At 36.0% G+C, this 14,795-nt stretch carries 12 protein-coding genes and 1 pseudogene; 7 read left to right on the top strand and 6 right to left on the bottom strand.

All coding sequences use genetic code 11. The features are described from left to right. The first annotated feature begins 103 nt into the window (after positions 1 to 103). Complete coding sequence (gene glnA / locus RDN22_RS06460) at positions 104 to 1,441, top strand: type I glutamate--ammonia ligase (protein ID WP_308556838.1); 1,338 nt, start codon at positions 104 to 106, stop codon at positions 1,439 to 1,441. A 52-nt stretch (positions 1,442 to 1,493) separates the two neighbouring features. Here glnA and fetB read toward each other — a convergent pair whose 3' ends face one another. Both fetB and RDN22_RS06450 read right to left on the bottom strand, forming a co-directional pair. Then, complete coding sequence (gene fetB / locus RDN22_RS06455; RefSeq protein WP_308556837.1) at positions 1,494 to 2,258, bottom strand: iron export ABC transporter permease subunit FetB; 765 nt, start codon at positions 2,256 to 2,258, stop codon at positions 1,494 to 1,496. Beyond that, a complete protein-coding gene (locus tag RDN22_RS06450; RefSeq protein ID WP_308556836.1) occupies positions 2,236 to 2,889 on the bottom strand; it encodes an ATP-binding cassette domain-containing protein in 654 nt (217 codons plus the stop codon). The genes fetB and RDN22_RS06450 overlap by 23 nt, the downstream gene beginning before the upstream one ends. 196 nt (positions 2,890 to 3,085) lie before the next feature. On the opposite strand from RDN22_RS06450, the pseudogene RDN22_RS06445 reads away from it, so the two are divergent. From RDN22_RS06445 to RDN22_RS06435, 3 genes and pseudogenes are all read left to right on the top strand, one after another. Then, positions 3,086 to 3,991 (top strand): annotated as a pseudogene (locus RDN22_RS06445) (ABC transporter). 99 nt (positions 3,992 to 4,090) lie between these two features. Next, positions 4,091 to 5,095: a hypothetical protein gene (locus RDN22_RS06440; protein ID WP_308556835.1), complete on the top strand. Its 1,005-nt coding sequence runs from the start codon at positions 4,091 to 4,093 to the stop codon at positions 5,093 to 5,095. A gap of 146 nt (positions 5,096 to 5,241) precedes the next feature. Continuing rightward, positions 5,242 to 6,651 carry a DHA2 family efflux MFS transporter permease subunit gene (locus RDN22_RS06435; RefSeq protein WP_308556834.1) on the top strand — a complete coding sequence of 470 codons (1,410 nt, stop codon included), beginning with the start codon at positions 5,242 to 5,244 and terminating at the stop codon, positions 6,649 to 6,651. Between the two features lie 69 nt (positions 6,652 to 6,720). On the opposite strand, the gene RDN22_RS06430 is transcribed toward RDN22_RS06435, so the two are convergent. The 3 genes from RDN22_RS06430 to RDN22_RS06420 are packed head-to-tail and all read right to left on the bottom strand — an operon-like array spanning position 6,721 to position 11,016. Continuing rightward, entirely contained in the window at positions 6,721 to 7,833 is a 1,113-nt protein-coding gene (locus RDN22_RS06430) for a sn-glycerol-3-phosphate ABC transporter ATP-binding protein UgpC (RefSeq protein ID WP_308556833.1), read from the bottom strand. Between the two features lie 20 nt (positions 7,834 to 7,853). Beyond that, on the bottom strand, positions 7,854 to 10,079 hold the full coding sequence (locus RDN22_RS06425) for an alpha-galactosidase (RefSeq protein ID WP_308556832.1): 2,226 nt from the start codon (positions 10,077 to 10,079) through the stop codon (positions 7,854 to 7,856). Further along, complete coding sequence (locus tag RDN22_RS06420) at positions 10,072 to 11,016, bottom strand: acetylxylan esterase (RefSeq protein WP_308556831.1); 945 nt, start codon at positions 11,014 to 11,016, stop codon at positions 10,072 to 10,074. Before RDN22_RS06420 ends, RDN22_RS06425 begins: the two co-directional genes overlap by 8 nt. A 248-nt stretch (positions 11,017 to 11,264) precedes the next feature. On the opposite strand from RDN22_RS06420, the gene RDN22_RS06415 reads away from it, so the two are divergent. From RDN22_RS06415 to RDN22_RS06405, 3 genes are all read left to right on the top strand, one after another. After that, positions 11,265 to 12,587, top strand: a complete 1,323-nt coding sequence (locus RDN22_RS06415) for an ABC transporter substrate-binding protein (RefSeq protein ID WP_308556830.1) — start codon at positions 11,265 to 11,267, stop codon at positions 12,585 to 12,587. Between the two features lie 72 nt (positions 12,588 to 12,659). Continuing rightward, complete coding sequence (locus RDN22_RS06410) at positions 12,660 to 13,550, top strand: sugar ABC transporter permease (RefSeq protein ID WP_308556829.1); 891 nt, start codon at positions 12,660 to 12,662, stop codon at positions 13,548 to 13,550. Further along, positions 13,550 to 14,419, top strand: a complete 870-nt coding sequence (locus RDN22_RS06405) for a carbohydrate ABC transporter permease (protein ID WP_374043089.1) — start codon at positions 13,550 to 13,552, stop codon at positions 14,417 to 14,419. Before RDN22_RS06410 ends, RDN22_RS06405 begins: the two co-directional genes overlap by 1 nt. Positions 14,420 to 14,678: 259 nt before the next feature. Here RDN22_RS06405 and RDN22_RS06400 read toward each other — a convergent pair. After that, the coding region (locus RDN22_RS06400) for an IS3 family transposase (protein WP_308554877.1) at positions 14,679 to 14,795 on the bottom strand (117 nt) is incomplete at its 5' end.

Here is a 14,795-nt window from a genome sequence, read left to right as displayed (position 1 = left end):
TTTTCAAATTGGTCTGCTATTGTATTAGACAGTTCTAGGAGATAAGAATTAATCATAGGACCATACCAATTTAATATTTTTTGTTTTTATAGGTGGAAAAGCTATGAGTAAACAATATACTGCAGAAGAAATTAAAAAAGAAGTAACAGACAAGAACGTTAAGTTTTTACGTTTGTGCTTCACTGATATTAACGGTACTGAAAAGGCTGTAGAAGTACCAACTAGTCAATTAGACAAAGTATTGACTAACGATATTCGTTTTGATGGTTCTTCAATTGACGGCTTTGTTCGTCTTGAAGAAAGTGACATGGTTTTATACCCTGACTTCTCAACTTGGTCAGTATTGCCATGGGGAGACGAACATGGTGGTAAGATTGGTCGTTTGATTTGTTCAGTTCACAAGACTGATGGCACACCATTTGCAGGTGACCCAAGAAACAACTTAAAGCGTGTTCTTGGTGAAATGAAAGAAGCCGGTTTTGATACTTTTGATATCGGTTTTGAAATGGAATTCCACCTCTTCAAGTTAGATGAAAATGGTAACTGGACTACTGAAGTTCCAGATCACGCATCATACTTTGATATGACTTCAGACGATGAAGGTGCACGTTGCCGTCGTGAAATTGTTGAAACTTTGGAAAGCATTGGCTTTGAAGTTGAAGCTGCTCACCACGAAGTTGGTGATGGTCAACAAGAAATCGACTTTAGATTTGATGACGCTTTAACTACTGCTGATAGATGCCAAACCTTTAAGATGGTTGCTCGTCATATTGCTAGAAAGCATGGTTTGTTTGCTACATTTATGGCTAAGCCAGTTGAAGGTCAAGCCGGAAACGGTATGCACAACAACATGTCACTCTTTAAGGGTAATAAGAATGTCTTCTATGACAAAGATGGCGAATTCCACCTTTCAGACACTGCACTTTACTTCTTGAATGGTATTTTGGAACACGCTCGTGCAATTACTGCAATTGGTAACCCAACTGTTAACTCATACAAGCGTTTAATTCCAGGTTTTGAAGCTCCTGTATACATTGCATGGGCTGCTAAGAACCGTTCACCACTTGTTCGTATTCCAAGTGCTGGTGAAATCAACACTCGTTTGGAAATGCGTTCAGCTGATCCAACTGCTAACCCATACTTACTTCTTGCTGCATGTTTGACTGCTGGTCTTAACGGTATCAAGGAACACAAGATGCCAATGAAGCCAGTTGAAGAAAACATCTTCGAAATGACTGAAGAAGAAAGAGCAGAACACGGTATTAAGCCACTTCCAACTACTCTTCACAACGCAATTAAGGCATTCAAGGCTGATGACTTAATCAAGAGCGCTTTGGGTGACCACTTAACTCACAGCTTTATTGAATCAAAAGAATTAGAATGGTCCAAGTACTCACAATCAGTTTCAGATTGGGAACGTCAACGTTACATGAACTGGTAAAAATAGATCATTATAAATAAAAAGAGATTGAGAAATTTTCTCAATCTCTTTTTTAGTAGCTTTTTAATTGTTCGCGTTCGTTAAAGTAATTCTTGTAAGCTAAGTATCCAGCGATTACTGCACCAAGTCCTGTTGCAGATAGTAGCATGAAGGTAACCATAATTTGATATTTGATTGCATAAACGGGATCGACACCGGCAAAGATCAAGCCGGACATCATACCAGGTAAGTTGACTAATCCCACAGTTTTAGCTGAGTCAATTGTAGGCTGCATCGCAGTTTTGATACCTCTTCTTAAGATAGTCATGCTTGCCATTTTAGGTGTAGCACCTAAAGCTAATTTTTCTAAAACTTGTTGTCGTTGATCTTGAAAGCTATCGTAAATACTCTTGTAGCAAAGTCCAATGGCAACCATTTCATTACCAGCGATCATTCCTGTAATGGGGATAATCTGCATTGGCTTAAGTTTAATTGTGTTTGAAATTAATAAAACTCCAAGTGTTACATACGTTCCAACAAGTAATGCAATAAATGATTGAATAAATTTGCGATCCGGATTAGGATCACGTTTATTAGCATTCCACGATGCATTGAATATGATCAAGACGGTAATTGCGATGGTAAAAATGGCATTATCAACATGGAAAATATACTTTAATGCATATCCAACAATTACTAATTGAATAATCGCTCGAATAACGCTGTAAATTACGTCTTTAGTTAATCCTAATTTTTCTTTATATGAAATTCCAATTGAGACTAGAACTAAGCTGAATGCTAATAAAAGCGACCAGTTACTGACGGCTAAACTTTTCATCTTCAAATTCTCCCTTAGAAATAATAATGGTATGACGAGCAGAATTTAATTCTTCGCTATCGTGAGTTACTTGAATGATAGTAGTTCCTTGAGAATAGATATCGTTTATAAAGTCATGAACAATATCCTTACTTTTTTCATCAAGACCTGTAGTAATTTCGTCTAATAATAATACTTGCGGTTTAAATAATACGTTACGAATTAAGGCTACTCGCTGCTTTTCACCACCTGAAAGCTCGGTAATATTTTTAGTTAAGTAACTGTTATCAAGTAGTACATTTTTTAGTGCATTAATTGCCTTTTCTTGATCAAATTGCTGATTTCTAATAATAAAAGGAAATTCAAGATTATCTTTAACTGTTTTGCCAAATAAAACTGGTTGCTGGAAGCAATAAGAAACTTGCTTGCGGTATTCAGTGGGGCGATATTCATTGATATCCTTATCGTTGAAATAAATGCTTCCTGAAGTAGGGCTAATTAAGTCGGCAATTAATTTTAAAGTTGTACTTTTGCCGCTGCCTGATGGACCAGTGATAGTTAAATAATCGTTTTGTTTTATTTTTAAGCTTAGGTTATTGATGATGGATTTATCATTGATTGTTAAGCTCACGTTTTTAAGTTCCAGTAGCATAATTTGCTCCTTTCTAATTATGTCTATCGTACTCTTTATTAATGTGTTTTTTAGCAATCTTTACCAAATTTAAACTAATTAAGCACTGCAAAACGGCTTAAAAAGCTTTATAATAATTAAAAATGATGATGAATAATATCCCTAATATGCTTTTAGGGATATTTTTGTATTGGTGATATGATTTGGAGTTTTTGAATTGAGTAAGAAAATATTAGCAATGATTTGTTTAATGACTGCTGCAATAGGCATAACAGCATGTAGCAATAATTCTAATAATGATAATAAAAATAGCAGCAGTGCTTCCAAAGTTCAAAAGCAAGCTCCAAAGAAATTAAGCGTTAATGATTTGACTGCTGCTCAAAAAGCAAGTGCAATTACAATTTATGGTGCATTGAAATATAAAAAAGCATGGGAAAAAACATGCAAGGCAGCAGGAAAAAATGAATTAAGTGTTGCTGTTAAAAGTCCTACTGCTTTTAAATATATTAAAGATAAGGGCTATATCTACCAAGTTAGTGGCAATGGTGAAGAACCTGATACTTTCTATATCTTAGAAGGAAATACCGTCAATTTTTATAATCGTAAAAAGCTTGGCAGTGCAAGTTTAAACAAAATTGTGTCATATTTAAATGATTAAAATGAAGTAAAAGATGTGAAAGAATTAGCTGAACATGCAGTGCTTGGTGCATCAATTGCTTCAGATAAATATGGTATTAAAGGTGATAAAGGCTTAGCATCTGTTCCTAAAAATCTGCGGGGTACTTGGTACAACCGCAGAGGTAAAAAGTTAGTGATTACGGCTCACGCTATTGATGGCGAAGAGATTCATAAGGTTTCAGGATCTGGCCTTGCTCCAACTTCTTTTGACCAAACTAAGAAGTGGGCTAGAGCTAGAATAGAGAATATTAATGGAATTGATTGTTATCACGTTCAAGGTTTGAATGCACAAAACTTTGGTTGGCTTTATAGTTTGCAAAAGAAGGGTAAAAATTCAGCTATAGCAACATATAGCGTGGATACTGGCAGTTATACTGGTAGTTACTGGAAGTCTGTTAAACTGGCTAAAGACAATGTAGACGCTAAATTTGCTAGTCTGAGTTAATTTGTAAATTTTCTATAATATGACTGTAAAAGATTGGATAATCAGTTTTTTTATAATATATTGATAGAAAAGATAATTTTATAGAAAGGAAGAATCCTTTTGAAAAATAAATTAACTGTACTTGTTGCAATTTCTGCTGCTTTAACTTTAGCGGGATGCTCACAAAGTACACAAGGAAACACCCAATCAGAACAATCTAAGAGTAGCCAAGTTTCTAAGAAGAGTTCAAACAGCGATAACAACAATACTTCTTCAGAATCTAGTTCAAGCAAGAATGACTCAACTAAACTTTCTGCAGAAGACATGGATTATAAGACTACAGCAAGTGCAATTGCTGTTTATGCTTCACAAAAATATGGTGATACTTGGGAGATTGCCGTTGATGCTGCTAAGCAAAATCATTTAAGCGTAGCATTTAGAAGCAAGGCTGACACTGGTATTTCTTCAGACAATAACGGTTACGTTTATGAAGTTAGTGGTACAGGCAAGAGCAGTAATGCTCGCTATATGATTAGCGGCGACGGTGCCAATAGACAAGCTACAATTTTCGTAAAGCAACGTAATGTTGGTACGGCTGGCTTAACTGATATTGTAAAATACTTAAATGACAAAAATGATGCAGATTTAGTTAACCAATTAGCTAAAAATGCGGAATTGAATGCTAAGCTTGATGGCGATGGCAGCACTGCAACTAAGAGTGATTCAAGCGATAGCAACGTAATTCCATCTGCGCTTCAAGGTACTTGGTACACTGCTGATACTGGTAATGGCAACATTGATACATTGACTGTATCTGGCAATAAGATCAATGATGAAGCCGGCTTTAGCATGAACGTTAAGAAGGAAAACACTAATAACAGTTCATCCGATTCATTATCAGGCTACATGAAGCAAGCAACTATTAATGGAATTAATTTCTACAGTTTCACTAATATGGGCCAAACTCCAGGCCAAGGTAGTACTTACTTAGCTCGTCATACTGAAAATGGTCAAGATGTAATTGTTTCAGCTAACTCAAATGGTCGCACAAATGCTGTTTACTGGAAGAGCGAAGCTTTAGCTAAGCAAAACGCAAACAAGCAATTTAGCGATTTGAAGTACTAATTTTTAAATATTGTAAAAAAAGACTTTCGAGATTCAATGTGGATTTCGAAAGTTTTTTTGTTGTTTTAAAAAAGTTTTACTTACGAAGAAAAATTTTTTCTGGTAAAGTAATCAACGTTGCAATAAAAAAGGAGGAATTTAAGTTAATGGAAAATATGCAAAGTGGAATGAAAGCTCGAATCGATGTTAAACGTCCTTGGCTTGCCATTCTCCCATTAATGATAGGATCATTTGTAGGGATGTTTAGTGAAACTTCACTTAACATTGCCTTACCACAGTTGATGAAGGCTCTTCAAGTTGGTCAGTCTTCAATTCAATGGCTGGTTACAGGTTATATGCTTGTAATCGGGATAGTCCTGCCACTTTCTAGTTTATTGACTAAGTGGTTTACGACCAAAAAATTAGTTTTATTTGGCCTTGCTGCCTTTATTATTGGATCGTTGATTTCAGGATTTGGGGTTAGTTTTCCAATGGTATTAGTTGGTAGAATGATTCAAGGGATTGGAACTGGGATCATTCTTCCATTAATGTTTACAATTGCGATGTTGATTTTCCCACCAAATAAATTAGGTACAGTCAATGGAATTCTTGCATTAGTAATTATGTTCGCTCCAGCAATTGGGCCAACTCTTACTGGATTAATTTTAGCTGCTGGTACATGGAGGGACATCTTCTTTACTTTTGTAGTATTTTTAGTAATCGCCTTTGTGATTGGCTTATTTAGTTTGGAAAATGTGAGTCAAATTACTAAGCCGAAGGTAGATACTGTTTCTATTATTCTATCAATTCTTGCTTTCTCTGGTTTAATTGCTGGTGCAAGTTTTGCCAGTGAATTAGGTTGGCTTTCAGTTCAAGTATTAGGTTGCTTGATTGTAGGAATTCTTGCATTGATTTTCTACGTAAGACGCCAATTAAAAGTTACTGTGCCAGTTTTAAATATGCGAGTTTTTAGACATCGTAACTTTACTTTAGGTGCTGTTTTGGTAATGATCGATTTCGGCATTATTTTGTCAGCGATGTATTTATTACCACAATATTTGCAAAATGGTTTACTTGTAGCTGTTGCTTTGACAGGTATTATTATGCTTCCTGGTGGACTTATTAATGCGTTAGTTTCAGCATTAGCCGGCAGAATGTATGATAATTTTGGTGCTAAGTGGCCAACTAGAATTGGTTTTACGGTTGCTCTTATCGGTGCAATTATGCTTAGTGTAGTGACAACACATAGTGCAATTTGGTATGTGATTTTAGCACACATTGTCTTAATGATTGGTGCACCACTTGCAATGTCACCTGCGCAAACTTCTGCATTGAACTCATTAAAGGGTATTGAATCAGCCGATGGTTCAGCAATTTTGAATACTATGCAACAGATTGTAGGTGCATTAGCTACAGCACTTGCAACAAGCTTTTTGACTATGGGTAGAAACATTGCTACTGGTTCTGCTGCATTTAAATTTACTAATGGCGTGCATTATGGAATGTACTTCACATGTGTTTTAGCAATTATTGGAATTATCATTTCTCTATTTGTTACAGATGACGGAAAAGAATAAAAAAGACGTCAAAAAATAAGGCTACAACTTTTATCGAGTTTGTAGTCTTATTTTTTATGGTTATATTGTTTAATTGTCCAAAGTCTTAGTGGTTTCTGGATCAAAGAAGTGAGCCTTATTCATTTCAAAGCCCATCTTGATAGTAGAACCTGGTTTAGTGAAGTCACGAGCGTCAACCTTAGATACCAAGTCAGTGTTACCAACCTTGCAGTAAAGTTGAGTTTCAGAGCCTAAAAGTTCAGAAACAACAACTTTAGCAGTAACTACTTGATCTGGGAAGCTTTCAAGGAATACTTCTTCAGTGTGGACATCTTCAGGACGAATACCAAAGACTAATTCTTTGCCTTCATAACCCTTGTCCTTCAAAATCTTGAGCTTACCTTCAGGTACAGGAATTTCAAAGTCATTGTGATCTTTGTCAACAATCTTGCCGTCTTTCAAAATTACGTGGAAGAAGTTCATAGCAGGAGAGCCGATGAATCCGGCAACGAAGATGTTGGCTGGCTTGTTGTAGACTTCCATTGGAGTACCAACTTGTTGTTGAACACCGTCTTTGATTACAACAATTCTATCAGCTAAAGTCATAGCTTCAGTTTGGTCGTGAGTTACGTAGATGGTAGTAGTCTTCAATTGTTGGTGCAATTTAGCAATTTCGGCACGCATTGTGACACGAAGCTTAGCGTCCAAGTTTGACAAAGGTTCGTCCATTAAGAAGATAGGGGCATTACGCACGATCGCACGACCTAATGCAACACGCTGTCTTTGACCACCGGAAAGGGCAGCAGGCTTACGCTTAAGGTATGGCTTCAAGCCCAAAATTTCAGCAGCTCTTTTAACTTTTTTATCGATTTCTTCCTTTGGTGTGTGGCGCAATTTCAAACCAAAGGCCATGTTGTCATAAACAGTCATTTGAGGATACAAAGCATAGTTCTGGAATACCATTGCGATGTCACGGTTCTTGGGAGCAACATCATTCATAACTTTGCCGCCGATCTTTAAGGTACCCTTAGTAATGTCTTCAAGTCCGGCAATCATACGCAAAGTGGTTGACTTACCACAACCTGATGGACCAACGAATACAATAAATTCTTGGTCATTGATGTGTAAATTAAAGTCTGAAACTGAGTACTTGTCGTTTCCTTTGTATTCCTTGTATACGTGATCTAAATCTACTTTAACCATTTTTATTTCTCCAATCTTAGTTATTCATCAATTGCTTTTAATTCAAAAATTTTAGTATCAAAATCTGCTTTAGGTTGAGACCAATATTTGTCTTCTTGATTTCTGAAATCTTCTGTCAAAGGCAAGCCGATATTCATTAGTTCATCGCCATAAAGCTTGCGCTTACCGTTGATTTCATATAATTTATCTGGATCAAGGCCTGCTAGTTTAACGTGATAGTAGCCATGATTTGGCTCGCTTAGCCCATAGAAGTAGCAGATTACCGCGTGCTTTTTATCTTTAGAGTTAACTTCCCATGCACCGTGATTTGAATCACTTGGTTCTAATCGATAAAAATCACCTTTAAAAATTAAATCGTGGAAATGATGGAACTGTTCAGTTCCTTTTTTTAGTTCTTCTTTTTCTTCAGAATTTAATTGAGTTAAATCAAATTCATAACCGTATGTACCAAACATTGCGATGTTCACGCGAGAATGCAGGGGAGTGACGCGTCCTGTTTGATGGTTAGGTACGATTGAAACGTGAGCCCCCATCACAGCAGGTGGGTAAACATATGAGGTACCAGTTTGAATTTGCCAGCGTTCATATGCATCAGTATCATCACTAGTCCAAGCTTGTGGAGCGTAGTAGAACATTGCTAAATCATATCGTCCACCGCCACCAGCACAAGATTCAAAAAGAATATCAGGATATTTCTCCGTAAGCATTTGGTAGAGGTGGTAAACACCTAAAATGTAGCGGTGGAAGACTTCTCCTTGTTCATCCTTAGGCAAGTAATTTGAATATGGTTCAGTAATATTTCTGTTCATATCCCATTTAATGTAATCAGGATGAATTTTATCGATAATCTTACTCATCTTTTTGAACAAGAAGTTAACTGCAGCAGGATTTGCAAAGTCAACTAGGTATTGATTACGACCTTGCGATAAATGCTTTTTGTTGTTACCGAGTAGCCAACTAGCATGTTCTTTGTAGAGGTCGGTATCCATTGATAAAGCTTCAGGTTCAAACCATAAGCCGAATTTCATGTCTAACTTATGAATTTGCTCAACTAAGTGATCTAAACCTTTAGGTAACTTTTGTCGATCGACTTCCCAATCGCCCATTGAACCTGTATCGCTCATGCGGTGACCGAACCAACCATCATCTAAAACGAAGAGGTCACAACCAATATCCTTAGCATTTTTAGCTAATTCAAGTAATTTCTCTTCGTTGAAGTCATAGTAGGTAGCTTCCCAGTTATTGATTAGGACAGGGCGTTCAGGTTTTTGCCAACGCTTTTCAATAATGTGATCGCGAATTAAATCATGATAATTGTGACTTAAACCGTTGAAGCCTTGGTCTGAGAAGCTAAGTACAGCTTGCGGGGTAACGAAGTTGGACATTGGTTCAAGAACCCAATCAAAATCTGCATCGCTAATTCCTGTCATGACTCTTGTTACGCCGTATGTATTAACATCGATTGTTTCTTGATGGTTGCCAGAATACATTAGTGTCATACCGATGACGTTGCCAAGATTTTGAGTTGTATTTTTATCAGCCAGAGCAATGAATGGATCGTGGATGTGTCCAGTAGCGCCACGTACTGAACCGATTTCCTGAATACCTGGACGAAGTGGAGTGCGGTTAACATGACGTTCACGTGCCCAAGCCCCATTTAAAGTGATCAAGTCATAATTTGTAGTTGGCAAATCGATGCTGGCGCTTTTTGCTGCTAAAAGATGATATTGATTTTGACCAGGATTAAAGAATTCCGCATTTCTTACGATAATGTCAAGATCAGGGAAGATTGAGTAATTAAGTTTTAATTCTAGATCGCTATATTGATCCTTGAGCAAAATCACTAGCGTTTCGGCATCGTCTGCATAGCGGACATGTGGCATATCTTTGTAATAAGGCAAGCCATGTAACACTTGATAGCCGTCGAATTGGAAATTACTAATTTTGTCACCATCTTCGTATTTAATTTCAAAAGCTGGCTTTCTAAAATCGGTAGTCCCATAAGTAGGATATTCTTGACGTCTATGTTCTAGTGATGCAATACCTGTTTCAGGGAATAATTGACAGCCAGATCCTGGTTCATATTCATCTAAATTGTGTAAATCTTTTGTGACATGAACGGCTTTACCAAAATAAACAGATTCAAGTTGCTTAATTTTGGGCATTACTTTCATGATGTAAGAGATATGACCGTTAGTTAGGTGAAACTCTAATTGGTCTTTATTAATGTAAATTAGATTATTCAATGAAAAAACTCCTTGTCTCATCACCTAAGTGAGGGAGATATTCATGGCCGTATTCAGGTTCAACATAAAGTTGTTTCTTAGATTTGATCCTGTTATATGCGGCCATTTGTGTTTCAGGTGGTACAAGTTGATCGCTACCACCGATCTCCCAAATGACTTGGGCTTTAATATTTTCTGCTAAATACTTGATATCAATGTAATCAAGTAAATTGAAGAATTCTTCTTCTTTTTTATGAAGCGGATCACGATATTTGAACCAGTAGCTTAATTCACTAAAAGCAGTGTTTGGACCATATTGGTATGCCTTTCTGTAATCAGATAAGAAAGGATAGGCTACTTGAACTTTATAAATTTCTGGAACAAGTCCGGCACAAGCTATTGATAAGCCACCGCCTTGTGAAGCACCTTGAGCAAAAATCTTATGTTCATCAACGTGCTCCATTGACATTAAGATATGTGCTGCTTGATAGGTATCCAAAAATACACGATAGTAGTAAAGCTTTTCTGGATTCCATTCTTCAACGCCTCGAATAATTAAGCCGTTTAAAATGTCACCTTTAACAGCTACGTTATCTTCTGATAATCCTCCTTGACCGCGACAATCAAGTGCTAAGGAAACAAATCCTTCAGCCGCCCAGCCAACTTTATCTTGAAAATCACCGCTATCGCAGTGATAACCGTGAAAAAGCAATACGCCGGGATGTTTTCCCTCTATATTCTTAGGAACAACTAGCTGAGCATGAACACGAGCTCCGCTGATTCCTGTGAAGTATAGATGATAGAAGTTAGCAACGTGAGAAGGAAGATTAACTTGCTTTAATTCATAGGAAGTACCTAATGAATCTACTTCTTTTTTTCCTTTATTCCATAGGTCATTAAAATCATCTGGCTTTTTACCTAAACCAAGATAATTTTTAAAATTGTTTACGTTTACCAAAACAGCCTCCATGTATATGTAAATATAACTGTTTATTAAGCTTACTTGTATTCGCTTACAAGAGTTAATATATTGCTATATAATGCACTTTGTCAAGAGATTATTAAAATAAACCGCATGTAAACATTATGTGTTTACAAAGACTTTGCAAATGAAAAAACAAGTGCTATATTAAAACCGTAATCAAACTGAAAGCGCTTTTAAAAAGTTCGGAGAGAATTATTCTGTAGAATCGAGGATTTTAAAATATGGGTAAAGGTAAATTTAAAGCGGTACTTAAAGGTATTGCTAGTTTTGCAGCAATTACCGCTGTAGCCGTTGGTTTAAGTGCCTGTGGTAATAAGAGTGGTAATCAAGATAGCGCTACATCAGGTCAAGTTACTTTTATTAATAACCATACTGATTGGCAACATGATGGTACTTGGAAGAAAATTATCGCTAAATTCAATAAGAAATATCCAAATATTAAAGTAAATATTCAAACTTTGACAGATTACGAGGGTGGTATTAAGACTCGTATGAACTCAAAGAACTATGGTGATGTTCTTTTGATGTCAAACAGTATTCAACCTAAAGACCGTCCTCATTACTTTGTAGATATGGGTAGTGAAAAATTACTTTCCAAAAAGTATTACGGTTTAGCTAATTCATCATATGATGGCAAGGTTTATGGTTTGCCAACACAAATGGATGCTCAAGGTATGGTTGTTAACTGGAAGGTCTTCCAAAAAGCAGGTGTTAAGAAATATCCTAAGACACCAGAAGAATTTATTAGTGATTTGAAAGCTATTAAATCTAAGGAAAAGGGAGTAATTCCTCTATATACTAACTATGCTGCAACTTGGGCATTAACTAACTGGGACGGAGTTAAGATTGGTGCTTCTGGTGATCCAGAATATATTAATAAGGAAATGAAAGATAAGACACCATATGCTAAAGGCAAAACTTTAAACACATTGATGAAGACTCTTTACACTATTTCTAAAGATAAATTAATTGAAAAAGATCCTACTACTTCAGATTGGGAACAATCTAAACAAGATATGGCTGATGGCAAGATCGGCTGTATGGTTTTAGGTAGTTGGGCAATTAGCCAAATTCAAGCTAAGAATAAGAAAAATGCTAATGACATTAAGTTCTTAGCATTCCCTATGACTGCTAAGAACGGCCAACAATATGCAAGTTGGGGTCCTGACTATGCATTAGCAATCAGCCGTTATAGTAAGTATCCTAAAGCTTCTCGTACATTTATTAATTGGTTAGTTGACGATTCTGATTACGCCAAAATTGGTGGCGGTATTCCAAGTAGAAAAGGTCGTCCATTCCCAGCAGCTGTTCAATCTTTGAAAACTGCACATGTTAAATTGATTCAACAAGCTCCAGCTCCAAAGGGTGAAGAAGGTTTAATGGCAGCTGTTCAAAATGATGCTCAAATCGGTGACCAAAATGGTACTCTTGAACAAAATGTTATTGACTCTGCTTTAGGTAACAACAAACAAAGCTTTGATCAAATTATGAATAACTTGAATAAGAAGTGGGGGGCAGCCGTCGAAAAGAACGTTAAGAAATAGTAAAAAGTTATCACTTGGAAAACTGAAGTAACGCATACTTCAGCTTTTCTTTTAAGAGGTGAAATAATTAAAATGTTTAAGAAACTCAATGACAATGTTAAATTGCAACGCAAGCTCATCATTGTTCTCTTTACGATTATTCCTGTATTGTTGCTTTTAACTTTTTCATACTATCCATTGTTAAAAATGATTCAATACAGTTTTACTGATTGGGATGGAATTAGTCCAGTTAAGCATTGGGTAGGACTATCGAACTATAAATTAGTTTTAACAAATCCAGAATACTTCACAGTATTTAAGAGTAGTTTGTACTACTTTGTAGCAACTTTTATTCAATTGGCAGTTGCCTTATTATTCGCAACAATTTTGTCATTTAAGGTTAAATTTGCAAACTTTTGGAAGGGTGTATTGTTCTTCCCATACCTAATGAATGGTGTTGCTATTGGTTTTATCTTTATGTACTTCTTTAAACCAGATGGTACTTTAGATACTTTAATGAATATGTTTGGATTAGGTGGTCAAATTCAACTTTGGCTTGGTAACCGTGCAATTAATAATATCTCGTTAGCCTTCACATCAATCTGGCGTTACACAGGAATTAACTTCATTATCTTTTTGGGATCAATGCAAGCTATTGACCCAGAAGTTTATGAAGCTGCTGAAATTGATGGTGCTAATAAATGGCAACAATTTAGATATATCATTATGCCAGCTATTAAAAACATTATCTTTATTAACGTCATCTTGGGTGTAAGTGGTGCGATTTCAGTATTCGAAATTCCATATATTATGACGGGCGGTGCTAATGGTACTATGACCTTCGTAATTAAGACTATTGATACGGCCTTTGAATACAACCATGTAGGTGTTGCTTCTGCAATGGCTATCATCTTACTGTTTATTGTTATTGTCGTATCTTGGATCCAGAAGATGGTTACAGATGAAAGAGAGGAGAGACATTGATGAGTACTAAAGACGAATCATTGGATAGATCTCTTGAAAAAAGAGAAAAAATAAGAAAGGGCATTGCCGCTTTCTTTAAATATCTGATATTAGTAATAGGCGCTATCATTGCTATCGTTCCAGTTATAGTTGTTATATTTGGTTCATTTAAGACTGGTTCAGAATTTGCTCACTCAAGTGTTTTAGCTTTGCCTAAACACTGGACATTTGAAAACTATAAAACAGCATTTATTCAAGGTGGGATGCTAACAGGTTTTAAGAATACTGCTATCATTGAAGTGATTTCAATGGCTGGTAAAATCTTACTTTGTTCAATGTTTGCCTATGCAATTAGTAGATTTGATTTTAAATTGAAGACAGCTATCATTACGCTCTTTGTTTTAGCTATGATGATCCCTGGTATTACTCAGCAGGTTGCCACATTCCAGATTATTAACGGTATGGGTTTATTTAATAAGATCTGGTCAGTTATTATCTTGAACCTTGGTACTGATGCTATGTCGATCTTTATCTTCATGCAGTATCTTGATAATATTTCTGTTTCTCTAGATGAATCTGCATATTTGGAAGGAGCAAATTATTTCCAAGTATTTTGGAAGATTATTTTGCCATTACTGTCAGCTCCAATTACCACTGTTTTAATAATTTCAGGTGTTGGTATTTATAACGACTTCTACAACCCATTACTTTACATGCCAGATCCAAACTTGGCTGTTGTATCAACTGCTTTGTATGCGTTCAAAGGTCCTTTCGGAACTAACTGGGCTGTTATCTTAGCAGGTGTTGTAATTGTAGTTGTACCTGTATTTATCTTATTCTTGTTCTTACAAAAGTATATTTACAATAGTATGGCTGGTGCCGTTAAGTAAAGAAGTAGGTTAAAAAATGACTCGTAAGAAAATAATTTGGTTAGTTGAACGATTTTATGAATGTGTTCGCTTAACTCTAATGACATGGTGGATTTTAATTAAAAACTTTCTTGTCTATGGCATATTAGATGTAAGTTGTTTACTTACGAGCTATATGATGCAACCAGAAGATCAAAGAGATTCGATTAGAGTTTATCTTAAAAATAAAAAAGTAAATTTAAGTAAACGAAAATGAAGTGGGACCTAAAAAGTAGACATTTTAAAACATAGGATTAATAGAGGCTTGATTCCGATATTCTTTCGGAGTTAAGCCTTTTAATCTGCTCTTTATCCTTTCTTCGTTATAGTATTTGATATATTCCTCTATAGCTTGAGC

Origin of the sequence: uncultured Lactobacillus sp., from assembly GCF_902491705.1 — a bacterium.
In the GTDB taxonomy this organism is placed as follows: Bacteria; Bacillota; Bacilli; order Lactobacillales; family Lactobacillaceae; genus Lactobacillus.
The sequence above is the reverse complement of the archived record's forward strand: the minus strand, read 5'-3'. Positions and strand labels throughout refer to the sequence as shown.

Coding starts and splice junctions, on each gene's coding strand:
- fetB (WP_308556837.1), bottom strand. CDS start 2,258: ATGAAAAGTTTAGCCGTCAGTAACTGGTCGCTTTTATTAGCATTCAGC.
- RDN22_RS06405 (WP_374043089.1), top strand. CDS start 13,550: ATGAGTACTAAAGACGAATCATTGGATAGATCTCTTGAAAAAAGAGAA.
- RDN22_RS06450 (WP_308556836.1), bottom strand. CDS start 2,889: ATGCTACTGGAACTTAAAAACGTGAGCTTAACAATCAATGATAAATCC.
- RDN22_RS06435 (WP_308556834.1), top strand. CDS start 5,242: ATGGAAAATATGCAAAGTGGAATGAAAGCTCGAATCGATGTTAAACGT.
- RDN22_RS06415 (WP_308556830.1), top strand. CDS start 11,265: ATGGGTAAAGGTAAATTTAAAGCGGTACTTAAAGGTATTGCTAGTTTT.
- glnA (WP_308556838.1), top strand. CDS start 104: ATGAGTAAACAATATACTGCAGAAGAAATTAAAAAAGAAGTAACAGAC.
- RDN22_RS06410 (WP_308556829.1), top strand. CDS start 12,660: ATGTTTAAGAAACTCAATGACAATGTTAAATTGCAACGCAAGCTCATC.
- RDN22_RS06430 (WP_308556833.1), bottom strand. CDS start 7,833: ATGGTTAAAGTAGATTTAGATCACGTATACAAGGAATACAAAGGAAAC.